Here is a 24728-nt window from a genome sequence, read left to right as displayed (position 1 = left end):
AACCTAACTCTCACAAATCAAAGCTTAACTCCTACAAACCAAGCCTTGTCTGTTACAAATCAAACTTTGCTTTCTATTTTTTTACTCGTTCAGAAGAGAAAATAAACAGGAAGAGCGATCTTTTTAGACCGCTCTATAACAACTTTTATACACTGATTTTGGGAAGACTCTGCTACTTCCTCTCAAGCAAAGAGAGTAAAAAGCTGAGAGCTGCTTCAGTTAGAGCTTGGATGCGCTCCTGCCTGCTCTCTTGAGGTGGTAAGGTTACTTTCAGCGTGTGTATCTCTCCACACACCACAGCTGCTACCCACATCTCTCCGGGCAGATGCCCACAATACGGAGAATCACCGGCTACTCCGGTAGTGGATAGCGTTATGAGAGAGGAGGATGAAGAGCCTCTCTCCCATAGAGACTGCGCCATAGCCACAGCAACATCCTCTCTTACAAGATCGCTGCTCCACTCTTCACGCCATTCGCTCAACAGCCATTCTCTTTTGGTTTCAGGCGTATAGGTTACCATGCCACCACCGAACCAGAGAGAAGATCCATCTGTTTCCGTAAGGCGGTGAGAGATATTCCCTCCGGTACAGCTCTCGGCTACTCGCAGGGTGCAACCACGTTCCAAGAGAAGTTGTGCTATCTCTTGCACCTGTTTTAGTGTATTCATCTAAATGCTTACTCTGGAGTAAGGCTCCAAGTCGAAACCGCTTCTCTCTCCTGCTTTATAAGCAAAAGCACCTGCCATGGCTACCATCGCAGCGTTGTCCGTAGTGTATGCAAACGGAGGAATATAGATGTTCCAGCCATAGCGTTTACCGTAATCTACAAATGCAGAACGAAGACCGGAGTTGGCAGAAACACCTCCGGCTACTGCCACTTCCTTGACTCCATACTGCTTGGCAGCCTTAACCAGTTTCTGCATCAATATCTCTATGATGGTGTGTTGAAGCGATGCGCAGAGATCTTCTTTGTTTTTCTCAATAAAGTCAGGGTCTTTTTCCAGCTCGTCTCTCAGTGTATAGAGGAAAGAGGTTTTGAGTCCGCTGAAGCTGTAATCGAGTCCGGCAATCTGAGGCTTCGCAAAAGCAAATCTTTTCGGATCTCCCTCTTTTGCCAACCTGTCCACAACAGGACCGCCGGGATAACCGAGTCCCATAACCTTTGCACACTTATCGAATGCTTCTCCGGCTGCATCGTCAATGGTCTTGCCCACAATATCCATCTTGGAGGGAGACTCTACCAAAATGATCTGAGAGTTGCCACCGGAGACGAGAAGGCAGAGAAAAGGAAACTCCGGAACAGCTACACGAGTGTCGGGAGTCTGGATATAGTGCGCCAGAACGTGTGCCTGCAAGTGATTGACATCTACCATAGGAATTTTAAGCCCCATTGCCATCCCTTTTGCAAACGAAGTGCCCACATGGAGAGAGCCTAAAAGTCCCGGTCCTCTCGTATAAGCGATGACGTCTATATCTTCTTTCTCTATACCGGCACGCTTGATAGCCTCCGAGACAACCGGTACAATATTCTGCATGTGAGCACGTCCGGCGAGTTCGGGCACTACGCCTCCATACGCCTGATGAACAGCCTGACCGGCTATGACGTTAGTGAGTATCGTATCCCCTCTAAGTACTGCCACAGAAGTGTCGTCGCAGGAAGACTCTATCCCTAAAATGACTTTATCGGTATCTATGAGTGATGTTATATCCATTGTTGTTCTGAGTTGTTATAATTTGAGAATGTCCACAGCGATCTATACAACGCGAGGCACTTCTCGTCCTCCGTGGAAAAATCCGATAACGGCATCGGACAGCTCTTTGAGCATCTCCATACGGGCATCCACGGTCTGTGTTCCAATGTGTGGAGTAAGAGATACATTGGGCAGAGAGTAGAGTTCCAATGAGGGAATATCTTTATTTTCAAATACATCCAACCCGGCTGCGGCAATAGTGCCACTGCGTAAAGCCTCCACAAGAGCCGCTTCGTCCACCAATGCTCCTCTGCCTGTATTGATCAGAATAGCAGTAGGCTTCATCATCTTCAATGCTTTAGCATCTATGAGGTGATGCGTCTCTTTGGAGTAAGGAGCATGAAGAGAGACCACATCCGCCTGCTTAAGGATCTCCTCCACAGAGGCGTAGGTGAATGCAAGTCCGGCTTCTTCCGCTTCGGGATAGCGTGTGCGTTTATTGTAGAGAATCTTCATGCCACACGCTTGTGCCCTGCGAGCAAAGGCCTTTCCAATATTACCCATTCCGATAATGCCAAGCGTTTTGCCATGGATGCCTGTTCCAAGATTGGTCAAACGGGAAATCTTCAAGGCGTGCTGCTCTTTCCGCATCAGCGCATCCCAGCGAGAGATGTTTCGTGTAGCATCCAACAACAAAGAGAGAGCAAGGTCGGCAGTGGGTTCTACTACCGATCGAGGAGTGTTGGTAACGGCAATCCCTTTAGATGCTGCATACTCTATATCTATATTGTTATAGCCTACGGCGTAGTTGGAAATAAGTTTGAGCTTCTTTCCGGCATCTATTATCTCTCTATCTACGGGGATATCAAATACCGAGCAGAGCACATCGCAGTCTGCCACTTGTTCTACAATCTCATCGTGTGTAAAGTCTCTACCTTCGGGAGGGAATACGACTTCAAAATGTTGTTGAAGCTCATCCCAGCCCTCTCTAAGCATATTAAAAGCGACTAATAGTTTCATCTTTCTGCGCTGTATAATATTGATATACCTATTTTTTCTCTATTCGTCTAAGAACCATAGCCGTACGAGCCGGCAAGTATAAAGACAAAATCCCCTTGCCCTCTATCGTATAGCTGACATCTGGAGCGGTAAAGTGATGTACTGTTTTATCTATCCGATCGTAGCCGCCAAAGGCTGTGTCATCGGAAGAGAAAAGGACTTCGTACTCACCGGAAGGGGCTATGATGTTATAGTCTGTATAAGAATTGGACGGACTGAAGTTGTAAACAAACATATACTCACCTCTTGTGTAAGCCAACACCTGCTCTTCATTCTGTTCCCAGATAGAGTTTAGAGGAAGAGAAGCAAAGTCTCTGATACCGGAGATAAAGTGTATCATCTTCTTGTCAAACTCATCCAGGAGTTGATACCTCAGAAATCCGTTCTCTCGAAGAGACCATTGGCGACGAGCATACTTATAGCTCCAATCATTGCCTTCACGGGGAAAGTCTATCCATTCGGGATGTCCGAACTCATTTCCCATAAAGTTCAGGTAACCTCCATTTATGGTTGTAGCGGTAACCAGACGTATCATCTTGTGCAACGCAATACCACGCTCCACGTTCATATTGGAATCTGCTCTATCCATGTGCCAGTACATATCGGCATCTATAAGGCGGAAGATGATGGTCTTATCTCCTACCAATGCCTGGTCATGGCTTTCGGCATAGCTTATTGTCTTCTCATCGCCTCTCCTGTTGGTACACTCCCACCAGATAGAGCCCGGTGTCCAATGTTCGTCCGGATACTCTTTGATGATCTTAATCCAGAAATCGGGGATATTAAGAGCCATTCTGTAATCGAAGCCATATCCGCCACTCTTTACCGGTAAAGCAAGACCGGGCATACCGCTGACATCTTCCGCAATGGTAACAGCTTCGGGATAGACTTCATGCACAAGCTCATTTGCCAAAGCCAAATAGGTAAGAGCATTTTCGTCCTGCATATCGTTGTAATAGTCTCCATAGGTACAGAAAGAAGCTCCGATACCATGGTGCAGATAGAGCATAGAGGTTACGCCATCGAAGCGGAAACCATCAAAGCAAAACTCTTCCAGCCAATACTTGCAGTTGGAGAGTAAGAAATGAAGGACTTCATTCTTACCATAATCGAAAAGTTTCGTGCCCCACTCGGAGTGTTCTCCCTTTCCTCCGGGATAGAAATACTGCTCTTCAGATCCGTCAAAACGAACCAGTCCGTCCACTTCATTGGCTACGGCATGGGAGTGAACAATATCCATTATCACTTTTATGCCCAATCGGTGCGCTTCGTCAATAAGTGCTTTCAACTCATCAGGCGTACCATACTTGGAAGATGGAGCAAAAAAAGAGGAGACCTGATAACCAAAGGAAGCATAGTAGGGGTGTTCGTGTATTGCCATCAACTGTATGGCATTGTAACCCGATTCGGCTATCTTCGGAAGGACATTCTCTCTAAACTCATTGTACGTTCCTATCTTCTCTTCTTCGGTAGCCATTCCGACATGACACTCATAAATTAAGAGTGGCTGATGATTGGATGTCGGTCTGCCGTGCTTAAAGGCAAAAGGAGATTCCGGCTCCCATACCATCGCAGAAAAGATGGCGGTATCCGGCATTTGGACAACATACTTCGCCCAGGCAGGTATGCGCTCGCCACTACCTCCGTTCCACTCTACAAAGAGTTTGAAATGATCTCCATGCTTGAGAGCATTCAAAGGAAGAGAAAGCTCCCATATACCATGATCTAACGGATGAAACTTAAATGCCTCCTCTATCTTCCAGCCATTGCCATCGCAAAGAAGGTAGAGAGCTGTGGCGTTAGGTGCCCACTCTCTGATAACCCAACCGGTCTTCTCTCTGTGAAGACCGAAATATAAATATCCGTCAGCAAAGCGAGAAAGTGAGCCGGACACGTTAGAGGTCAGCTCTTCTCTCTTACTCTTTATGTTCTGATTTCTCTTGTTTATTATATCAGCATAAGGCTTAAGCCAAGGATCATTCTCTATTATCGGAAGATTCATACGTCTGCTCTAAAATCTTTTGTTGTCTCTATATCTCAATGACAGGTCTGCAAAAGCATCTATTCGTCTATCTCTCAAGAAGGGCCACCAACGACGGACATTTTCTGAACGGCGTAAGTCCACATCAACGACTCTGACCTCTTCTTCTGTATTGGAAAACATTGCCAGAAGTTCTCCTTGCGGTCCGGCAACAAAAGAAGAACCCCAAAATGTTATACCATTTGTACGTCCGGAAGGATCTTCTTCATAGCCTACTCTATTTACTGCTACCACAGGAAGTCCATTGGCAACAGCATGACCTCTCTGCACGGTAATCCATGCCTCTCTTTGTCTATCTTTCTCTTGTGGAATATCGGTGCTTTCCCAGCCTATCGCCGTTGGATAGATGAGCATTTCGGCTCCTGCCAAAGCCATAAGCCGTGCTGCTTCCGGATACCACTGGTCCCAACAAACCAAAACACCCAGCTTACCCACAGAGGTTTCTATGGGATGAAAGCCAAGATCTCCGGGTGTGAAATAAAACTTTTCGTAGTATGCCGGATCATCCGGAATGTGCATCTTTCTGTATATTCCGGCAATAGATCCATCCTTTTCATGTACTACCGCAGTGTTGTGATAGAGTCCGGTGGCACGCTTTTCAAATAGTGAAGTTACCAGTACAACACCTGCCTCTTTTGCAATAGCCCCGTAGAATGTGGTCGATTCTCCCGGTATAGGTTCTGCCTGATCGAAGATGTTCACATCTTCTTCTTGGCAGAAGTAAAGACCATTATGCAGTTCTTGCAAAACAACCAACTCGGCTCCTTGCCGGGCGACATCCAATATTTTACCACGTAAACGCTGTTTGTTCTCTTCTCTATCGGGAGTATTGTGCTGCTGTATGAGTGCTACTTTCATATCTTAGATGTTTTGAACAAAACCTTTAGGAAACTGCATCGTGATACAATGCAACGATCCGTGCTGACGCACAACAGTGAAACAGTTTATTGCGACCACCTCCCTGTCCGGGAAAGTTTCTTTTATGACCGCTATTGCTTCCTCATCTTCGGGAGCGTTGTATACTGGGAGTAAAACCGCTCCATTGATCAAGAGAAAGTTTGCATACGTAGCAGGCAGTCGCTCTCCTCGCAAGGGATCATAAACAGGAGAAACAAAAGGCAGCTTTACCAAGCGATAAGGCTCTCCCTTAGTATTTCTCATGGCTTGAAGTTCTTGCTCCATCCGCACCAATGAATCGAAATGAATATCACTCTTATCCTTAGGAGCACCTACGTAAGCTATGGTATCCGGACTGCAAAATCTTGCCAATGTATCTATATGTCCATCTGTATCATCTCCGGACATTGCGTCGACAGAAAGAGAGACCACCTGTTCTACTCCAAACTCCTCCTTCAGCACATCAAGGATCTCCTGCTTGGAGAGTTTGCTATTCCTATTGGGCTCGTACTGTACAGAGCTTGTCGTAAGTAGCGTGCCGCATCCATCGGTTTCTACTGCCCCCCCTTCGCAGACAAAATCTTTCTTTCTGTGGCAACCGACATTCGGGGCAAACACGCCATGTTTCTGCAGTGAGGCTGTTATCTCATTATCCTTATCCCAACCATACTTCAAGCCCCAGCCATTGAAAGCAAAGTCAAGAAGCAGAGGCTTGCCATCTTCCATCAAAGATAAAGGAGCTGTATCCCTTGCCCATGTATCATTCAAAGGAATATCGGTAATTATCCGCAACGTGTGTGGGAAAGATAACTCCTGAAGATGGAGAAGAGTTTCCGTAGGCTCTATGCAGGCAATGACCAGAGGTTGAAATCTCAAAATCGCTTTGGCAATCTGCTCATAGCAATGCTCTATATCGGAAAGGATGTAGTTCCAATCCATACTCTTATGAGGCCAGCAAAGCAGCACTGCATCTTGAGGTTCAAATTCGGGAATAAATCTTCTACGCTTATTGATATTGTCGGACATATGCAGTCTGTTATTTAATAAAAGAACAAAGGATCTCACCCTCGGAATCAAAAACCGGGGAAGATCCTTTGATGCTATAAAAAGATGGCTATTCCGAAGAGTAGCTACATCACTATCTCTATTTTATAATCTATCCTTATTATTGTACAGCAGTATCTCCCGGTGTTGTAGTCTCTGTAGCCGGAGTAGCTGTCTCTTCAGGAGTTGCACTGAAAGGAGTTGCTTCTGCAGGAATTGGCATAGGAGCCTTTTCTACCATCTCTTCAATGTCGGATACTTCTCTTGTACTTTGTGTTGTGGGAGCGTATCTTGCTGCAATGATAGAGAAGAATACCAAAAGTCCGGCAAGAGTCCATGTCGCCTTTTCAAGGAAATCTGTTGTCTTGCGCACACCCATGATCTGATTGTTTGAAGCAAAGCCGGCAGCCAAGCCACCACCTTTAGACTCTTGTATGGTTACAATAGCAATCAGCAAAAGAGCCAATACAATTATTAAGATAGATAAGAATGTGTACATTTAAGTTCTATTATTTGTTATTAATCTATTCAGAAACCGAATTTGCTCTGCAAAGTAACTATTTTTTTGCGGATATTTCAAACGCAGAGAAGAAATTATCTTCTTCGCCTGCTCATATTTACCTTGTCTTATATATAGTTTTGCCAGAGTTTCCGTAAGGAGTTCATCTTCTTCGGGCAAAGTGGCATCATCATTCTTGACGATGCTTTCAGCCGTACTCTTTTCCTCTGCCGGATGTTCCACCGGAGCAGATAGATCGTATTCCGGTATCGCGTATAAAGGCAACGGTTCTACCGGACTTTCGGCAAGATTACTCTCTGCAGCCGTCTCTTGGATAAGAGAAGTTATCACATCCCAAGTCTCATCTTGAGAGGCGGAAATGCTCTTACTTTTATCGCCGTGGGCTTGGGGCTCTTCGCCATACCATGTCAAGCCATACTCTTGTCCTTTCAAAAGAAAAAAGAGTCGCTCCGGACGGGAGATGTGAATACTTCTCCGCCGAAGTTCGGATGCAAATCGAAGGTCTTTACATTTATAAAGAGCCTTCAGCAGCAACATGTGCAGAGGAGTAGCATACGGATAAGTGGCAGACAGAGAGTACAAGTCTTCTATATGTTCTGCCTGTATATCCTCCGGATTTCTGAGTAGAGAGTAGAGTTGGTCTAAGGTCATATCAATCGTTCTATCTTACCAGTCTTCCACCGTAGCATTGAAGATCTGATTGATAATATCTTTAGAGATGTCATCCACCAACGCATCCTGCACATCGTTGAACATGAGTCCGCTGTCAAATGAAGCGTATGCCGTAAACTCTCTTTCAAAGCTCTTTTTCTCCTCTTTGTTATTGACGTAGCGCACCTTCACTCTCATTGTCAGACGTGTCTTTGCTGCGTAAGCATTTTCCTGTATCGCCTCTGCCGTAAGATCGTATCCTACTATTTCGCCTTCAAGCTCCAGGTCTCCCCTGTCCTTGTTCTGTGTAAGACGGGTTCGCTTCTGGAATTGGTCTCTAAGCTCTTCCGAAAACCTTGTTGCCAAAGGAGGATAAACGGTTGGAGCAAGATTTCCAAAATCCTTTATGGAGATACTCTTTATCTTGGTGTAGTCTATACTTGTTCCGCTCAGCTTATACGAGGGGATGCAGCTGCTCACGGCAAAAGAAGCCACCGAGATCAATAGTATAAAGAGAGAGAAAACAATCCTCTTTTCGGCTATCTGTTTCATATCGCATTCTATCCGGTTCTTACTCTATCCGGTGTTCTTTGAGTTTTCTATAAAGTGTTCGTTCCGAAATCTTCAAATCTGCTGCACTCTTCTTTCTGTTTCCTCCGTTTCTGGAGAGCACTTGAAGGATATACTCTCTCTCCATCTCATCCAGCGTGGGAGGAGTTTCCGCTTCCGGTATCTCCTCTACATCCTCCACCTCATGGAGGAAGCTGTTTTGCGGAACAGTCATCGAGGGAGATTTGGTCGGGAGCAAAGCCTGAGAGACATGTGCATAACCGGAGTGTGAAGGCATACCGCTTATTCCACCTGATGCTGCTCCTGCCATGCTGTCCTTTAGCATCCGGGAGAGTTCTGCCACTTCCATCTTCAGGTCTATAAGCATCTTATAGAGGATCTCGCTGTTACCCGTATGCCCTTGCCCGAATGGAGGTATATCCCAGCCGTTCTGTTCCTCCATCTTGGAGTGTTGCTCCACCACGGCAGGCAGTCTCGTAAGAGCATTGGACGGCAGATAAGAGAGCAGCATATCTCTCGTAATCTGCCTCTCATTAGAGACCACACTGATGCGCTCTACCAGATTGCGCAGCTCGCGAATGTTCCCGGGCCAAGAGTAGAGCATGATGGCTCGTTGCGCTCCTTCGTCCAAGCGGATGGGAGGCATACGATACTTGTCTGCAAAGTCTGAGGCAAATTTCCGGAATAGCAACGGGATATCCTCCCCTCTATCCCTTAAAGGAGGAAGCTCGATAGTAACCGTATCGAGACGATAGTAGAGATCCTGTCTGAACTTTTTCTTCTTTATCGCCTTGTCCAACTCTACATTGGTTGCCGCCACAACGCGGATATCGGTTCGTTTTACTTCGGAAGAACCCACTTTCATAAACTCTCCGGACTCCAACACTCTTAGCAGACGGGCTTGTGTCGGCATCGGTAACTCTCCCACCTCATCCAGAAAGATCGTACCGCCGTTAGCCACTTCAAAGTAGCCGTTACGCTCCGAAACCGCATCCGTAAACGAGCCTTTCTTATGCCCGAAAAGCTCCGAGTCTATCGTCCCTTCGGGTATAGCACCACAGTTTACTGCTATATAAGTCCCGTGCTTACGTGCGCTATTCTGGTGTATAATCTGTGGAAAAACCTCTTTCCCGACACCACTTTCTCCCACGACAAGTACGGAGACATCCGTCTTTGCAATCTGAAGAGCCACCTCTATGGCTCTGTTGAGAGCATCACAGTTGCCTATAATTCCGAATCTTTGCTTGACTTGTTGAAGTTCCTGTTGAGATATCATGACCTATTCTTCCTCATTCGTATGTCCCGCTCTTGCCTCTTGCCGTACTACGCAAAAGAGCAAACCAAGACCCCATACAAAGTTACTATTTTTCTTTCAATCCAAGCAGAGCAGGCATCCTCTTCTATCTCTGCTTATTCATAGGGTGATGCAGCAGAATTTCCTCACGGAGAGACTCCCGGCTGATGTGTGTATAGATTTCGGTCGTAGTGATATCGGCATGTCCGAGCATTGCCTGAATGGCTTGCAGGTGAGCACCGCCTTCGAGAAGATGAGTAGCGAAAGAGTGGCGAAAAGTATGCGGAGAGATCGGTTTCTGAATATCTGCCGCAGCTGCTATCTTGCGGACAATGACAAACACCATCTGCCTTGTGAGTGCTTGTCTGTTGCGACTGATAAACAGATGATCCCTGTATCCGGCTTTCGGTTCAAGTGCATAGCGATCTTTTTGCAAGTACTCTTCCAAACGTGAGATACCTAAAGGAGAGACAGGCACGAGACGCTCCTTGGAACCTTTACCCAGAATGCGGAGATACCCTTCTTCCAGAAAAAGTTGCGAAAAAGTGAGTTCACACAGCTCCGAAACCCGCAATCCGCAGCTGTACAAAAGCTCTATGATCGCGAGGTTTCGCCGTCCGTAGGGGTCTTCTTCCGGGTCTATTGTGGAGAGCATGCGGTCTATCTCCTCCGTTGTGAGCACTTCGGGCAGACGCATACCTATCTTGGGAGCTTCCAAAAGCTCGGTAGGATCTTCCGTGATAAGCTCTTCCAGAAAAAGGAATCTGTAAAAAGCCTTCACTCCCGCCACTATACGAGCTATCGAACGAACCTGAATACCAAGATCGTAAAGGGTGGCAAGAAAGTGTTGTAGATTTTCGTAGGAGAGAGATAAAGGGTTCAGAGAAAGGGATTGTGCGTACTCGTAAAGATGTTTAAGGTCGGAAAGATAGGAGTCGCATGTATTTGGAGAGAGCTGCCTTTCCGCTCTCAAATGGAGGTAAAAATCTTCTACCAGCCCGTTGGTTTCTCTTAGGAATTTTCCTGTCATCCCCTCTTGAGCCATGACACAACCTGTTCAAACAGCTCTTCGGAAACGGTTGCCGGCAGGAAATATGGGATAACCCGATCTTTGCGCAGGCTTTCTCGCACAAACGACGAAGAGATCTCCATCATCGGAGCATCTATAAGTCGGATTCTGTGAGCAAGGTGGTTCAGCTCCGCAGGTACTTCCCCGGTATATCCGGGACGCGGATAAGCCCATATCTCAATCTCTGCAAGCAGATCCGATATTCCGTACCAACGTGGAAGCTGTTCCAGATTATCCGTACCGACAAGAAGCACAAACGACCGCTCCGGACGGTTCTGCTTCAATGCCCTGACGGTATGCAGTGTATAGCTGGGGCGTGGCAGTGTGTCCTCCACGAGTGATAAACCGAATCGGGGATAGCCTGCTATGGCACTCTCAACCCAAGCCTTTCTCAGCTCATCGGGCAACAGATGATTCTGTTCCTTGAGCGGATTGTGCGGCGATACCATAAACCACAGTTCCTTAACCTCATCCATACACTCGCAAACATAGTTTGCCAGCGCAAGATGACCCATGTGCATCGGGTTGAAAGAGCCGGGGAAAAGCACCGTTTTATCCTTCATGACGCTATGAAACGAGTGAAAATCTTTTCCGCTTCATTGCAAGCGGTGGAGAGGTCATCATTGACAACAACGGCATCGAAGCGGTCTGCATGCCCGATCTCCCACTCTGCCTTGGCAACGCGCTCGGCTATCTTGTCCGCTTCATCTGTGGCTCTTGCGGAGAGTCGCTGCTCCAAAGCCTCTATGCTTGGCGGCATAATGAAGATGGTCTTTGCTTCATCGCCGTAGATTTTCTTCACATTGAGTGCACCCACTACATCTATATCGAGAACGACATTAAGACCGGCAGCCACTTTTCTATCCACTTCGCTGCGCAGCGTACCGTAGTAGCGTCCTTTGTAAACCTCCTCATATTCGAGAAACTCCCCGGCAGATATTTTGGCTTCAAACTCTTCGGGGGTCAGAAAATAGTAGTGCTCGCCCTCTTTCTCCTCGCCTCGTGGAGGACGAGAAGTGGCTGAAACAGAGAAAACAAACGGAATACCTCTCTCTCTCAATGCTGATATAATGGTGGACTTACCTGCTCCGGACGGAGCGGAAAAGATGATTATTTTGCCTCTTTTTGCCATACTTTTCTGTTTAGAGAACATTCAAAACCTGCTCTTTGATCTGTTCCAACTCATCTTTCATCTTTACAACAATCTGTTGCATCTCTGCTTGGTTGGACTTGGATCCCATTGTATTGATCTCCCGACCGATCTCCTGAGCTATAAAGCCGAGTTTCTTACCTGCGGCAGGCTCTTCCATGGTTTTCAGGAAGTATGCCAGATGATTCTCCAGTCTCTTTTTCTCCTCCGTAATATCGAGCTTCTCTATATAGTAGATAAGCTCCTGCTCCAGCCTTCCGGCATCATAAGAGACATTCTGCAGCTTTTCGAGCGACTCCGTGAGTCGGACACGAATATCGGCTACTCGCTGCTCTTCGTAGAGAGAAATACCTTCGTAATGTTGGCGAATATTCTCGATATTTCCACGCAAAACGCCCTCCAGCATCACCCCTTCCTGCGTACGGAAAGCCTGCAACGCCTCTATGGCAAGAGCCAATGCCTCAAAGAGCGTATCACGATAAGATGCGGTCTCCTCCGGAGCCGTCTCGTTATTGACGGAAATAGCGTCCGGCATACGCATGATAGAAGCTGTTACATCCAGAGGATGGGGCATACCGGTCTCCTGACACAGGGCAGAGATCTCCTCCCAGTACTGAAGTATCACTTCTCTGTTCAGTGTGGCAGATCCTTTCTTTTGCTGTCCTTCCATCGAGACAGCCACCTCTACCTTTCCTCTTACTACCTGTGCTGCAACCTCTTTACGCAACTCTATCTCAAACTCTCTCAATAAGTTCGGCATACGAACGGAAAGATCGAGCTGCTTAGAGTTGAGCGTTCTTATTTCTACTGAGATTTTCACACCATCGTTTTGGCTTGTTCCCTTACCAAAACCGGTCATAGACTGTAACATTACTTCCTCCTTCTATAATGGTTTATCTCTTCAAAGTTAAGAAAAAATAGGGAGTTTCGGACACGGCTCTCGTTGGGGAGAGGGGACGATTCTTTTATTTTTATATATTCCATCCCTTCGCCTCCTCCTATTTTTCCGCTCTCTATTTTGATCGAAGGGGTTGTTTTCGGAGCACGAGAGAATTGTTAAATCAGCCTCGTTTTATTAACACAAATTCCGATACAGGTTCATCCAAAACGCTAAACGAGCATATTCTTTCGGCTTAACGTGTTTAATTTTTCAATGAACACGTTTACCGATTTCATTTAATACGTTTACCGGATNTCATCCAAAACGCTAAACGAGCATATTCTTTCGGCTTAACGTGTTTAATTTTTCAATGAACACGTTTACCGATTTCATTTAATACGTTTACCGGATTCGATTAAAGCGTTTATCCAAAATCATTAAATCGCTAACAATCAGCCATCTACGCATTTTTACCCTAAAATGCACCTGAAAAGGCAGATTTCTTTATTAGGAAATATTTACAGGTATGGGTGTTAAAATTCACACCTATTAATGCGAAAAACGCCCATGAAACGGACTGAGAAAAAATTTTTTCCAAATTCGCGATTTCCCATAACAATCTAAATACAAGGCCATTATAAAACAGAACCTCAACGCTTGCCGGAAAAAACAGAGAAAAGAGAGCCTTTGGAGCCACTTTTTTCAAGTGGCACTTTTATATAAAAATTCGGGCAAAATGAGAGAAAAACACCCTCATTCTGCCCGAATATGAGACTATATTTATAATATCATCCTATATTTTGAGAGGAGTTGGAGCTGCTCTACGATGCTTTCAACCGCCATCGTGAAGAGAACCTGCTCTCTCTGCGATTACCTTTTCCCTACTCACTGCTTGGAATAGGTGTGAGGGAAGATAGCATGATGCACAACCTCCGCTACGGTAGGATGCGGAAACGGAATACGGGTAAGCTGATCCAACGTGAGTCCTAAAGAGACCGCCATGGCAACAGGCGTGATGTACTCGGAAGAGAGATGCCCGAAGATATGCCCTCCGACGATACGTTCTCTCTTGCCATAAGTGATGATCTTGCAAAAACCTTCGTTCTCCCCAAACTCTATAAGATGACGACCGGCGTATGCAATGGGCACTTTGTGGATGTTGTACCCTTTTCGCCCGATGGTATCCTGCTCCGTCATCCCCACTCCAGAGGCTTCGGCATGAGTGTAAACCACCTGAGGAATATCCTTATAGCTCATGCCGTCTTCGATGTTCAGGATATGATTGATGGCTACTTGGGCTTCTCTACGTGCCGAATGCGCCAAGAGAGAAAGTCCGTTGATGTCTCCACAAGCGTAAAGCCCTTTGAGAGAGGTCTCCAAGTGCTTGTCCACAAGGATATAACCTTTCTTGTACTTCAGACGAAGCTCTTCCAAACCAAGCTCTTCCACATTTGCACTTCTGCCCATGGCTATAAGAGTGGCATCGGAAGTAACGTTCTTCTGCCTGCCTTGATGCTCGAATGTGATGGTATGACCCTGAAACTTCTTCAGCTTGGTTCCGGTATAGAGCTTTACTCCATGCCGTACAAGCTCTTCTTCGACAGCGGTACGAATATCTTTATCCATCTCTTTGAGAAGATGAGGAGAGCGTTGGATAAGTGTGGTCTTCACGCCCATGTTCACAAAGAACGAAGCCATCTCGACTGCGATAGTGCCTCCGCCCACAACGGATATGGACTTCGGAAGCTCTTCGAGCATGAGCACGTCACTGCTGGTCCAGTATGGGCAGGTCTCTATCCCCTCAAAAGTCGGGACAGAGTTACGGGATCCGGTAGCCAACATCACCTTACGAGCTTGGTAGCGTTCCTTTTTGCCTTTTACTCCGATCACAAACGTTCCATCCTTGAGACGGCTATCTATGTAGGCGTGACCAAAGCACTGCTCCACACCCATCTCTTTGTAAAACTCCTCGATACCTGCTCCAAAATCTTTCACATAAGACTTCTTGCGCCTCTGAAGAGCTTTCATGTTCACGGAAAGTGCATCTATCTCCAGCGCATGCACCTTTGCACTCTTCAACGAGTGATAAAGATGCGCCGTGTGCAGCAGGATCTTCGAGGGGATACACCCTTCATTCAGACAGGTTCCTCCGTAGTGCTTCTTCTCAAAAAGAAGCACACGAAGACCGTTTCGAGCAGCATACTCCGCAGCATTAGAACCGGCAGGACCGCCTCCAATAATGGCTATATCGTATGTCATGGCTCTCTACTTTCTCTCCTTGATCCAGTTATAAGCATTGACAAATGCTTCCATCCAAGGCGTTACATCTGCTCCATACCCTTCGCCAATGTAGTCCGCCGCTTGCCAAGGGAAGACACATCTTTCGGGGTGAGGCATCATCGCGAGGTGTCTTCCGCATGGAGACGCCAGCGCAGCGATATTATAATCCGAACCGTTAGGATTACCGGGATACTCGGCATAGCTGTACTGTGCCACCACGTTGTATTCGCTCACCGGCAGAGGCAGGGCAAAACGTCCCTCTCCATGTGCTACCCAGACGGGGATAGAGCTGCCGGACAGAGAGCCGAACATAACACTCTTATTCGCCGGAATGTCTACGCTCACGAATGAAGACTCAAAACGTCCGGAGCGATTGTGCTCCATCCGGTGCTTTTCCGTATGAGACGGATAAAGTACACCCAGTTCCGCCATCAGCTGACAGCCGTTACAGATACCCAGACTAAGGGTATTTTCTCTGGCATAGAAGGCATCAAGAGCTTTTTTTGCAAGCGGATTATGAAGAAATCCTGCCGCCCAACCTTTAGCCGAACCGAATACATCCGAGTTGGAGAAGCCTCCGCAGAATACGAGGAAGTCTATATCTTCCAGCGTTTCACGTCCTGAGGTGAGGTCTGTCATGTGTATATCTTTGACATCGAAGCCGGCAGTGTAGAGGGCATAAGCCATCTCCCGCTCTCCGTTGGTACCTTTATCTCTCACGATGGCAGCACGTATGCCGGAGGCTTTATTCTCTCTGTCCGGAACGATACCGAGACTATCGAATGTTCCCTTAAAGTTTGAACCGAACTTATATTTCAACGGTTGGAAGCCCAGATTGCGTGCTCTCGACTCGGCTTCCGCCTTAGAGCTTTGAAGTGTTTCCATACTGAACGATGGAGCAAACCATGCAGCTCGCATCTCATCCACAGGAATTGAAGCAGAGAATGCCTTACCGACAGAGATTTCGAGCTTTCTATCTTCTATCAGAGAGCCTATCTTTTCGTATGCCACACCTGCTTCGTCCAGGATCGAAGCCACTTTTGCAAGATCCGAAACCTGTACAACGACACCCGGATTCTCGGCAAACAGTCTGGCTATGGCATCGCATCCTTCGGGCTGAGTGAGATTAACCTTAAGCCCACCCTTGCTATTGGCAAACAACATCTCCAGTAATGTTGTAACGATACCACCTGCAGAAATATCGTGAATGGCATCTATGAGACCTTTTTTCACGAGCGACTGCACTGCTTCAAAGGCATCCGCAAAATATTCTGCGGATCCCACTTCCGGTGCATCCGTACCAAGAGCGTTCAGCGACTGATAGAAAGCAGAACCGCCCAACGCCAACGGAGCAAACGAGAAGTCTATATAGAGTATGGAGGAGTCCTTTTTACCATTTTGTATAACCGGAGAGACTATCTTTCTTACATCCGACACCTCTCCGGCGGCAGAGATAATAACCGTTCCCGGAGAGAGTACCTGCTTGCCGTCGGGATACTTTTGGGTCATGGAGAGAGAGTCCTTACCGGTAGGGATATTGATGCCCAAATCTATTGCCAACTCGGCACAAGCCTCCACCGCATTGTATAAGCGTGCATCTTCTCCCGGATGCTTGCAGGGCCACATCCAGTTGGCAGAAAGAGAGATAGAGGAGAGCCCGTCCCTCAGAGGTGCTCCCACGATGTTGGTCAAGGCTTCGGCGATAGCCATTTCAGAGCCTTTCCGGGAGTCGATAAGTGCCACTTGAGGCGCATGACCTATTGATGTTGCCACACCTGCCTTTCCTTTGAAATCGATAGCCATGGCTCCGAGATCCGCCAACGGCAACTGTAGCTCGCCCACACACTGTTGCATAGCCACTTTACCCGAAACCGAGCGGTCCACTTTATTTGTAAGGAAGTCTTTACATCCTACCGCTTCCATCGCCAATACTTCCGGCAGATACTCCATGAACTTCTTCTCATCGTAAGAAGCGTTGGCGTACTTACGCTCTACGCTGTTATCCGTCATCACGGTCTTGGGTGCAGAGCCGAACATATGTTCAAGCATCAGGTCGATAGGGCGTTCGCCATTATCCTTTTCAAAGATGAATGCCATGTCATTGGTCGTTTCGCCCACGACATAGAAAGGAGCACGCTCGCGCTCTGCTATCTTCTTCATCTCTGCTATATCCTCTTTGCCGACCAAGAGACCCATACGTTCCTGACTCTCGTTACCGATGATCTCTTTCGCCGAAAGTGTAGGATCTCCAACGGGAAGCCTGTCCACGTTGATTTTACCTCCGGTCTGTTCGACCAGTTCGGACAGACAGTTGAGGTGTCCGCCGGCTCCATGGTCGTGGATAGATACTATCGGATTGGAGTCTGCCTCTGCCATTGCACGTACGACATTGGCTACACGCTTTTGCATTTCGGGATTGGAGCGTTGCACTGCATTCAGTTCGATGGCTCCGACATAGTGTCCGGTGTCCACGCTGGATACCGCTCCACCGCCCATACCGACACGATAGTTGTCTCCGCCCATCACCACAACGCTCTCGCCCGGCTTCGGTTCTCCCTTGAGGGCATCGCGTTTATTGGCAAAGCCGATACCTCCGGCGAGCATGATCACTTTGTCATAACCATAAGAGGGTTGCCCTTGCTCTTCATGTTCGAAGGTGAGAACGGATCCGCAGATAAGCGGCTGTCCGAACTTGTTTCCAAAGTCGGAAGCTCCGTCCGATGCTCTGCTCAAAATATGTGAAGGGCTATGATAAAGCCACTTACGCTCTGCTATATTCTTTTCCCAACCGTGACGGCTCTGCGGATGACGGGTATAAGAGGTCATGTAGACCGCTGTTCCTGCAAGCGGAAGACTGGCACGTCCGCCGGCGAGACGGTCTCTAATCTCTCCTCCAGAGCCTGTTGCCGCACCATTGAAAGGCTCTACGGTTGTAGGGAAATTGTGTGTCTCTGCCTTGAGAGAAAGTACGGTCTCTATCTCTTTAGTCTTGAAAAGAGAAGCGCGATCCGCTTTTTCGGGAGCAAACTGCATGGCTTTCGGGCCACGGTTGAATGCTACGTTGTCTTTGTAAGCAGAGACAAGATTGTTTGGATTCTGCTTCGAGGTCTCCTTTATCATGGAAAAGAGAGACATCTCTTTCTCTTCGCCATCCACCACGAAACGACCTCCGAATATTTTGTGACGGCAATGCTCGGAATTGACTTGTGAGAATCCGAACAGCTCGGAATCTGATAACGGTCTGCCAAGCTGCTCTACAACACCTTTAAGATAGACGATCTCCTCTTCGCTCAAAGCCAGCCCCTCCTGTTCGTTATAAGCCTCGATGTCTTCGATGTAGTGTATCGGTTCAGGCTCGCAATCCACACGGAACAGCTCCTCATCCAATCTTTCATAGCAGCTGCTCAAAAGAGGATCAAAGTCTTTTGCGCCCGGAGTGAATCGCTCTATACGATCGACGCCCGAAAGGTTCATGTTCTGAAGCACCTCTATTGCATTCGTGCTCCAAGGGGTGATAAGCTCCGGTCTTGGTCCTATAAAGGGTCCGGCAACCGACTTTTCCTGCAAATACTTGGCACCTCCGAACAGCCATTCGAGGCTTGATATCTGTTCGGCACTGAAAGCGTCTCGGTGTCTGAGCGCATAAACATCTCCCTCAGGATGGCGAAAAAAGGATAGAATCATGTCGTTTATAACGTAAAGATTAAAAGCGGAAGGAGCATTCCCTGCCACACATATTAAGTAAGAGACAAAAATAGCAATTTTTAGCCGATTTGCATGGTGTTGTTCAAAGAGGATTCTATCCCGTAACGGCAGGATGATTTTGATAAGATTATCTTCCGGCTTTTACCCAAAAGTCTATCTTTTTCACCCTGAAATCTCCCACTCACGAGAGGTACTTTTATATAAAAACGAAGCTCTGAGATTTCTCCCCAAAAGGGTCTGTTTTCTCTCGAAGAAACGGAGAAAAAAGAAGATTGATAGAGTAACCAACTCACAATAAGATCATTACAAATCAGCTCGAATTCGGAGAAAATTTTTTCTCAGTCCGTTTCATGGGGCTTTTTCGCGTTAATTGGTGTGAATTTTAACCCCCACTTCTGTGAACGTTTCCTAATAAAGAAATCTGCCTTTTTAGGTGCATTTTAGGGTGAAAATGCGTAGATAGCTGATTGTTAGCGATTTAATGATTTTGGCTAAACACTTTAATCGAATCCGGTAAACGTATTAAATGAAATCGGTAAACGTGTTCACTGAAAAATTAAACACGTTAAGCCGAAAGAATATGCTCCTTTACCGTTTTTGCTTAACAGGTATCGAAATTTGTGTTAATAAAACGGACTGATTTAACAAATTTGGTACCCCTCTGAAAACGACCCCTCCGATCAAAATAGAGAGCCGAAAAAAAGTGAGCATTTTTCGGGATGGAATATATAAAAATGAGGATTGGAAAGCCTCTCTGTTTTGCTCCCGAAAAAGTAGCGAAAAGGATATAAAAAAGCGGAATCCCGATATTTCGGATCGGGCTTCCGCTTTATGGATTTCAAGCATCCCTTAGCTTGGGAAGCTGTATAGTTGCTTAAACGATTATAAGTTGCGTCCGTGGCATTGTTTGAACTTCTTACCGCTACCGCAAGGACAAGGATCGTTGCGACCGATACGCTCCGGTGCGACATAAGGTTGAACACGTTCACGTCCTGCCGCAGATGCTGCCATTCCGGCTTCTCTTTGGGCATCCTGCGCCTGCTGTACATCATCTTTGTGCTCGGTGTAGCGGGTGCGAGGCTTCGGCATATCTCTATCCGGAGCTTGTCTCAGTGCGGCTGCACCCTCCGGCTGTCCCTCTTCCTGCGGAGGGATAGGCAGCTTACCACGCATGATAATGGCGGTGGCTTTCTTGTTCATATCCTCTACCATGGTCTTGAAAAGCTCGTATGCCTCCACTTTGAAGATGACAAGAGGATCTTTATTCTCGTACGATGCGTTTCTTACGGCACGTTGGAGCTCGTCCATTTCACGCAAGTGTTCTTTCCAAGCCTCGTCTATCGTATAGAGCAGAATGGTCTTTTGGAATGCCTTAACGATAGCCTGACATTGTGTGGAATCTGCTTCCGCAAGATCGACAGGCACGTTATACACGCTCTTTCCATCCGATATAGGTACGTGAACAGTGCGTATGGCGTGTCCCTGTTCCTCGAATACACGATGAATAACCGGGTAGGTATCGGACTTTATCTTCTCCGATCTTCTCTTAAGAGCCTCCAATGCGGCATCTGTCAGATAGTCTCCGATCTCAAGCGGAGAGGCTTTCTTGAACTGCTCTTCCGTGATAGGACTTTGGATCGCAAACACTCGAAGCACCTCCACAGTGAAGTCTTCGTAACGTCCGCTACCGGCAAACTGCTCGCCAATAGCGTCGGCACACTGGTTTATGGTGTTCATCACATCCAGAGTGATACGCTCTCCCAAAAGTGCGTGATGTCTTCGGGTGTAGATCACCTTACGTTGAGAGTTCTTCACATCATCGTATTCCAAAAGGTGTTTACGGATACCGAAGTTGTTCTCTTCCACCTTCTTCTGTGCGTTTTCCACAGCTTTGGATAGGTAACCACTCTCCAATACATCATCTTCACCGAAGCCGAGCTTGTCCATCATCGGAGCCAAACGCTCGGATGCAAACAGACGCATGAGTTTGTCTTGCAGTGAAACGAAGAAGATAGATGAGCCGGGGTCTCCCTGACGACCTGCACGTCCTCTGAGCTGACGGTCTACACGACGGCTCTCATGCCTTTCCGTACCGATGATGGCCAGACCTCCGGCAGCTTTTACTTCGGGTGAGAGCTTGATGTCGGTACCACGACCCGCCATGTTGGTAGCGATGGTTACGGTACCTTTCTGCCCTGCAAGCGCAACGATTTCCGCTTCTTTCTGGTGCAGCTTGGCGTTGAGAACATTGTGCTGAATCTTACGAAGCGTGAGCATACGGCTGAGAAGCTCTGAGATTTCTACCGATGTCGTACCCACAAGTACGGGACGCCCCTTATCCACTAGCCCTACGATCTCTTCTATCACAGCGTTATACTTGGCACGATCGGTCTTGTAAACACGGTCGTTCATATCGTTTCGGAGGATGGGTCTATTGGTTGGTATCACCACCACATCCAGCTTGTAGATATCCCAGAACTCTGCTGCTTCCGTCTCTGCCGTACCGGTCATACCCGCCAGCTTCTTATACATACGGAAGTAGTTTTGAAGAGTGATGGTCGCCATAGTCTGTGATGCAGACTCTACACGCACTCGCTCTTTGGCTTCTATCGCCTGATGAAGACCGTCCGAGTAGCGACGGCCATCCATGATACGCCCTGTCTGCTCGTCCACGATAAGTACTTTGTTCTCCATCACGACGTATTGATCGTCTTTCTCGAACAGGGTGTATGCTTTCATCAACTGGTTCAGGGTGTGCACTCTTTCACCCTGCACGGAGAAGTTGGATAGCAGTTCGTCTTTTCTCTGACTCTTTTCCTCTTCCGTCAAGGCAAGGTTTTCCAGTTCCGACATCTGCGATGCAATATCCGGAAGGACGAAGAACTGCGCATCACCCGTAAGCTTTGCAAGGAAATCCAACCCCTTGTCGGTAAGGTCTATCTGGCTGTTCTTCTCGTCTATAACAAAGTAAAGCGGATCGGTAACGATATACATCTGACGGTTGTTGTCCTGCATGTAAAACTCTTCGGTCTTGATCATGCCCGCCTTCATGCCCTCTTCGCTAAGGAACTTGATGAGAGGTTTGTTTCTCGGAAGTGCCTTAAAGCTGCGATAAAGCAGTAGAAAACCCTCTTCCTGTACCTTCTTGTCTTCGCTCTTGATCTTCTGTTTTGCTTCCAACAAAAGCTCTGATGCCAACTTCTTTTGTGCTTCGACAATAGCTTCCACAAAACCTCTGTACTCTTCAAAGAGTTTATCGCCGGAAGACTCTATCGGTCCGGAGATGATGAGAGGAGTACGTGCATCGTCGATGAGAACAGAGTCCACCTCGTCGACAATAGCGTAGTTGTGCATGCGTTGCACCAAGTCGTCAGGCGAAGAAGCCATGTTATCTCTCAAATAGTCGAAACCAAACTCGTTATTGGTACCAAATGTGATGTCGCAGTTATAGGCACGCTTTCTGGCGGCAGAGTTAGGCTCATGCTTGTCGATACAGTCCACCGAAAGTCCGTGGAACATATACAGAGGCCCCATCCACTCCGAGTCACGCTTGGAGAGGTAATCGTTCACGGTAACAACGTGCACCCCGTTGTGGGTAAGCGCATTCAAGAAGACCGGCAGAGTAGCTACAAGTGTCTTTCCTTCCCCCGTAGCCATCTCGGCAATCTTACCTTTATGAAGAACGACACCGCCAAAGAGCTGCACATCGTAGTGAATCATGTCCCAGACAATCTCGTTTCCACCGGCGATCCAGCGGTTCAGATAGATTGCTTTGTCTCCTTCTATGCGAATAAAATCGTGCGATACGGCAAGATCTCTATCAAAATCGGTTGCCGTTACAACAATCTCTTCATTGCGTGTAAAGCGAGTTGCTGTCTCTTTCATGAGGGCAAAAGCTTTGGGAAGAAGCTCATTAAGCTTATCTTCCAGCTTGGACAGGATGGTATCGTTAATCTTATCCACCTTTTCCCATGCCTCTTTCCGAGCATCTATTTCAAGCTCCTCGATCTTTGCTTTAAGAGCTTCTATCTCTGCTCTTTCTGCTGCCACATGTGCTTGCAGATCGTTCATCATCTCCTGCGAAATGGCTCGAAGCTCGTCGTGGGACAGCTTCTCCATCCCCTTGTGTGCTTCAAGAATCTGCTTTACATAAGGCTCTATCTCTTTTCTGTCCCGTTGTGCTTTGTTGCCGAATATCTTGGACAATATATTTACCAGTGCCATTGAATATTATGTTTTTGTTATTTTTCTTTTTTGTTCGTGTGTAATAATAGTGGTATCTGCTTGGGAATGTCCGGTTCGGCATTCGGAGGTCTTATGCGAAGTGCATAAGCTAAAACAGAAGAGACGGAGAGGGTCGAAGTAGCATCGCCTATAACTTCCGGTGTCTTAATATCTCTCCATACCAAAATGAGCGGAGAGGCAACGGCTGTAACCCTTTCGTGATCCCAAGCGTTGCGCTGTCTGCTATTTTCCGTACCGCATGCCCATCCTTGCAAAAGGGAGTATAACAGCTGCGGTCTGTTCTTTGATACGGAGTGGTGATAGAGGTAAGATTGACGGGAAGAGAGCTGTCCGTTTTTTATCTGCGTGGATGTAACGACATCTTTAATGCCCGAAAACTCTCTCAAAAAGTCTGCGGCATCTTCTTCCAAATCTTTTACTGAAACATTGTACTGCTTTGCCGCTTGCAGATTAAGATAAACTTCTCCCCTGTCGGATACATCCAGAACCCAATCTGCACGCCCATACTTCGGATTGAGATAGAGGTTAAGAAGTGTCTTGCAGCGGTCTGTGAAGAATGTTCCTACGGAATGTCTGAGGCTCTCTCTGTCTCTTGCCAATCCGGTGCCCGAAAGCATATAGATCACCTGATCTTTATGGTAACCCAGCTTATACTCCACAGCTCTCAGGATGTCCGCAACCGCCTTATCCAATCGGAAGTATGCGTCCTGTGTGGCAAGGAGAGGATTTTCTTCGTGATCGTGTGCAACAGAGAGTTGGACATTGAGCAGATCGGGAATTTCATCTGCTCCCAATTCACTACTTCGCAGTATAACATTGGTCAGCATTGCAATCTCCTCATTGATCATGGGAGATGCTTTGAATCTCCGGACAGCATCCACATCCGATCCGAAACCGACAGAGAGCTTGACCTCTCCACTCTTATTCTTCGCCGGAAGATGCCTGTACGTTGTGGGATAAGCGTTGTAGAGCAACTCCCATTTGAGTCCGGAAAGCCTGCTATTCAGGGATGATGTCCCGTTGTTGTACTGATCTATGGCATTCTGAACCGCATGAGAGGCCGGCTTATAGTAGGTTGTGGAAGCCCATTTCCCGGAATTGCCATCCAGCCAATAGGAAGCATCTGCTCGCCTTCCGCCCATTACAAGTGCTTCTTCCGGCTGAATGCCGACGGCATAGACAAGACTCTTTCCACTCCAATTCTCTTTCAGTTTATCCCCAAGCGTGGAGACATTCAGAGCCAATGGCGAGAGTTTGTCATTGGTTGCATATCCGATATATTTATCATCGTAAAAGACAGATCTGCTACGCTCTCTTCCGTTACCGACAACAGTAGTCGGATAGCGATGTGTTATGTGATGATCCGCCGGAGTATGCCCGGTCTGAAGCATCGCCATAGCACTTAATACATTGCTCTCAGTAAGCGGAGACTTCAGCTGTTGGTAGTAGAGGCCTTCTTTGATCAGCTTTGTCAAACCATCCTCACGCATTTCCGGTAGAAGAGTTTCCAGATAATCTGTTCGGAGATCTTCTACTGTAAGCCAGACGACTAAGCGAGGCAGCGAGACTTGTGCCTGTGCCTGACAAAGCGTCAAAAAGGCTATGAGAGGGACTATTGCTTTCTTCATTCCGG

18 protein-coding genes are annotated in these 24728 nt (G+C 47.2%); all 18 read right to left on the bottom strand.

Going from position 1 to position 24728, the window contains the following annotated elements; all coding sequences use genetic code 11:
* Positions 1-172: 172 nt before the first annotated feature.
* Positions 173-667, bottom strand: coding sequence for a CinA family protein (locus HQ39_RS02725; RefSeq protein ID WP_052079371.1), 495 nt, complete (start codon positions 665-667; stop codon positions 173-175).
* Positions 668-1711: a tRNA (adenosine(37)-N6)-threonylcarbamoyltransferase complex transferase subunit TsaD gene (gene tsaD, locus HQ39_RS02720; RefSeq protein WP_036863479.1), complete on the bottom strand. Its 1044-nt coding sequence runs from the start codon at positions 1709-1711 to the stop codon at positions 668-670.
* A 42-nt stretch (positions 1712-1753) separates the two neighbouring features.
* Positions 1754-2710 (bottom strand): NAD(P)-dependent oxidoreductase, encoded by a 957-nt coding sequence (locus tag HQ39_RS02715; RefSeq protein ID WP_036863476.1) that lies wholly within the window; start codon positions 2708-2710, stop codon positions 1754-1756.
* Between the two features lie 28 nt (positions 2711-2738).
* Positions 2739-4751, bottom strand: coding sequence for an alpha amylase C-terminal domain-containing protein (locus tag HQ39_RS02710; protein ID WP_036863473.1), 2013 nt, complete (start codon positions 4749-4751; stop codon positions 2739-2741).
* Positions 4752-4760: 9 nt separating this feature from the next.
* Positions 4761-5648 carry a carbon-nitrogen hydrolase gene (locus HQ39_RS02705; protein ID WP_036846668.1) on the bottom strand — a complete coding sequence of 296 codons (888 nt, stop codon included), beginning with the start codon at positions 5646-5648 and terminating at the stop codon, positions 4761-4763.
* A gap of 3 nt (positions 5649-5651) precedes the next feature.
* Positions 5652-6713 carry an agmatine deiminase family protein gene (locus HQ39_RS02700; RefSeq protein WP_036863471.1) on the bottom strand — a complete coding sequence of 354 codons (1062 nt, stop codon included), beginning with the start codon at positions 6711-6713 and terminating at the stop codon, positions 5652-5654.
* A gap of 139 nt (positions 6714-6852) precedes the next feature.
* Positions 6853-7230: a preprotein translocase subunit SecG gene (gene secG, locus HQ39_RS02695; RefSeq protein WP_036789703.1), complete on the bottom strand. Its 378-nt coding sequence runs from the start codon at positions 7228-7230 to the stop codon at positions 6853-6855.
* A complete protein-coding gene (locus tag HQ39_RS02690) occupies positions 7231-7902 on the bottom strand; it encodes a hypothetical protein (RefSeq protein WP_036863468.1) in 672 nt (223 codons plus the stop codon).
* Between the two features lie 15 nt (positions 7903-7917).
* The gene (locus tag HQ39_RS02685; protein ID WP_081965362.1) at positions 7918-8454 is read right to left on the bottom strand and encodes an LptE family protein; all 537 of its coding nucleotides are present in this window, start codon (positions 8452-8454) and stop codon (positions 7918-7920) included.
* Between the two features lie 19 nt (positions 8455-8473).
* Complete coding sequence (locus HQ39_RS02680; protein WP_036789852.1) at positions 8474-9745, bottom strand: sigma-54 interaction domain-containing protein; 1272 nt, start codon at positions 9743-9745, stop codon at positions 8474-8476.
* 127 nt (positions 9746-9872) lie between these two features.
* A complete protein-coding gene (locus HQ39_RS02675; protein ID WP_052079381.1) occupies positions 9873-10796 on the bottom strand; it encodes a tyrosine recombinase in 924 nt (307 codons plus the stop codon).
* The gene (nadD, locus tag HQ39_RS02670) at positions 10793-11398 is read right to left on the bottom strand and encodes a nicotinate (nicotinamide) nucleotide adenylyltransferase (RefSeq protein WP_036863465.1); all 606 of its coding nucleotides are present in this window, start codon (positions 11396-11398) and stop codon (positions 10793-10795) included. The genes HQ39_RS02675 and nadD overlap by 4 nt, the downstream gene beginning before the upstream one ends.
* Positions 11395-11967, bottom strand: coding sequence for a guanylate kinase (gmk, locus tag HQ39_RS02665; protein ID WP_036789848.1), 573 nt, complete (start codon positions 11965-11967; stop codon positions 11395-11397). The genes nadD and gmk overlap by 4 nt, the downstream gene beginning before the upstream one ends.
* Positions 11968-11977: 10 nt before the next feature.
* A complete protein-coding gene (locus tag HQ39_RS02660; RefSeq protein WP_036863462.1) occupies positions 11978-12856 on the bottom strand; it encodes a YicC/YloC family endoribonuclease in 879 nt (292 codons plus the stop codon).
* A gap of 894 nt (positions 12857-13750) precedes the next feature.
* Positions 13751-15124 carry a dihydrolipoyl dehydrogenase family protein gene (locus tag HQ39_RS02655; RefSeq protein WP_036863460.1) on the bottom strand — a complete coding sequence of 458 codons (1374 nt, stop codon included), beginning with the start codon at positions 15122-15124 and terminating at the stop codon, positions 13751-13753.
* A gap of 6 nt (positions 15125-15130) precedes the next feature.
* Positions 15131-18826 carry a phosphoribosylformylglycinamidine synthase gene (purL, locus tag HQ39_RS02650; RefSeq protein WP_410524593.1) on the bottom strand — a complete coding sequence of 1232 codons (3696 nt, stop codon included), beginning with the start codon at positions 18824-18826 and terminating at the stop codon, positions 15131-15133.
* Between the two features lie 906 nt (positions 18827-19732).
* Positions 19733-23074, bottom strand: coding sequence for a preprotein translocase subunit SecA (gene secA / locus HQ39_RS02645; RefSeq protein ID WP_036863454.1), 3342 nt, complete (start codon positions 23072-23074; stop codon positions 19733-19735).
* Positions 23075-23091: 17 nt separating this feature from the next.
* Positions 23092-24723 (bottom strand): alkaline phosphatase family protein, encoded by a 1632-nt coding sequence (locus tag HQ39_RS02640; protein ID WP_036863452.1) that lies wholly within the window; start codon positions 24721-24723, stop codon positions 23092-23094.
* Positions 24724-24728: the final 5 nt, after the last annotated feature.

It is taken from the genome of Porphyromonas sp. COT-108 OH2963, assembly GCF_000768895.1.
Classification (GTDB): Bacteria; Bacteroidota; Bacteroidia; order Bacteroidales; family Porphyromonadaceae; genus Porphyromonas_A; species Porphyromonas_A canoris.
Note: the sequence above shows the minus strand (reverse complement) of the source record. Positions and strands in the feature narration are given on the sequence as shown.

What these genes read in the sequence shown, in the direction of transcription:
- HQ39_RS02690 (WP_036863468.1), bottom strand. Translation starts at nt 7,902, where the DNA reads ATGACCTTAGACCAACTCTACTCTCTACTCAGAAATCCGGAGGATATA.
- tsaD (WP_036863479.1), bottom strand. Translation starts at nt 1,711, where the DNA reads ATGGATATAACATCACTCATAGATACCGATAAAGTCATTTTAGGGATA.
- HQ39_RS02660 (WP_036863462.1), bottom strand. Translation starts at nt 12,856, where the DNA reads ATGTTACAGTCTATGACCGGTTTTGGTAAGGGAACAAGCCAAAACGAT.
- HQ39_RS02640 (WP_036863452.1), bottom strand. Translation starts at nt 24,723, where the DNA reads ATGAAGAAAGCAATAGTCCCTCTCATAGCCTTTTTGACGCTTTGTCAG.
- secA (WP_036863454.1), bottom strand. Translation starts at nt 23,074, where the DNA reads ATGGCACTGGTAAATATATTGTCCAAGATATTCGGCAACAAAGCACAA.
- HQ39_RS02715 (WP_036863476.1), bottom strand. Translation starts at nt 2,710, where the DNA reads ATGAAACTATTAGTCGCTTTTAATATGCTTAGAGAGGGCTGGGATGAG.
- HQ39_RS02675 (WP_052079381.1), bottom strand. Translation starts at nt 10,796, where the DNA reads ATGACAGGAAAATTCCTAAGAGAAACCAACGGGCTGGTAGAAGATTTT.
- HQ39_RS02705 (WP_036846668.1), bottom strand. Translation starts at nt 5,648, where the DNA reads ATGAAAGTAGCACTCATACAGCAGCACAATACTCCCGATAGAGAAGAG.
- secG (WP_036789703.1), bottom strand. Translation starts at nt 7,230, where the DNA reads ATGTACACATTCTTATCTATCTTAATAATTGTATTGGCTCTTTTGCTG.
- gmk (WP_036789848.1), bottom strand. Translation starts at nt 11,967, where the DNA reads ATGGCAAAAAGAGGCAAAATAATCATCTTTTCCGCTCCGTCCGGAGCA.
- HQ39_RS02725 (WP_052079371.1), bottom strand. Translation starts at nt 667, where the DNA reads ATGAATACACTAAAACAGGTGCAAGAGATAGCACAACTTCTCTTGGAA.
- HQ39_RS02700 (WP_036863471.1), bottom strand. Translation starts at nt 6,713, where the DNA reads ATGTCCGACAATATCAATAAGCGTAGAAGATTTATTCCCGAATTTGAA.
- HQ39_RS02685 (WP_081965362.1), bottom strand. Translation starts at nt 8,454, where the DNA reads ATGAAACAGATAGCCGAAAAGAGGATTGTTTTCTCTCTCTTTATACTA.
- nadD (WP_036863465.1), bottom strand. Translation starts at nt 11,398, where the DNA reads ATGAAGGATAAAACGGTGCTTTTCCCCGGCTCTTTCAACCCGATGCAC.
- HQ39_RS02655 (WP_036863460.1), bottom strand. Translation starts at nt 15,124, where the DNA reads ATGACATACGATATAGCCATTATTGGAGGCGGTCCTGCCGGTTCTAAT.
- HQ39_RS02710 (WP_036863473.1), bottom strand. Translation starts at nt 4,751, where the DNA reads ATGAATCTTCCGATAATAGAGAATGATCCTTGGCTTAAGCCTTATGCT.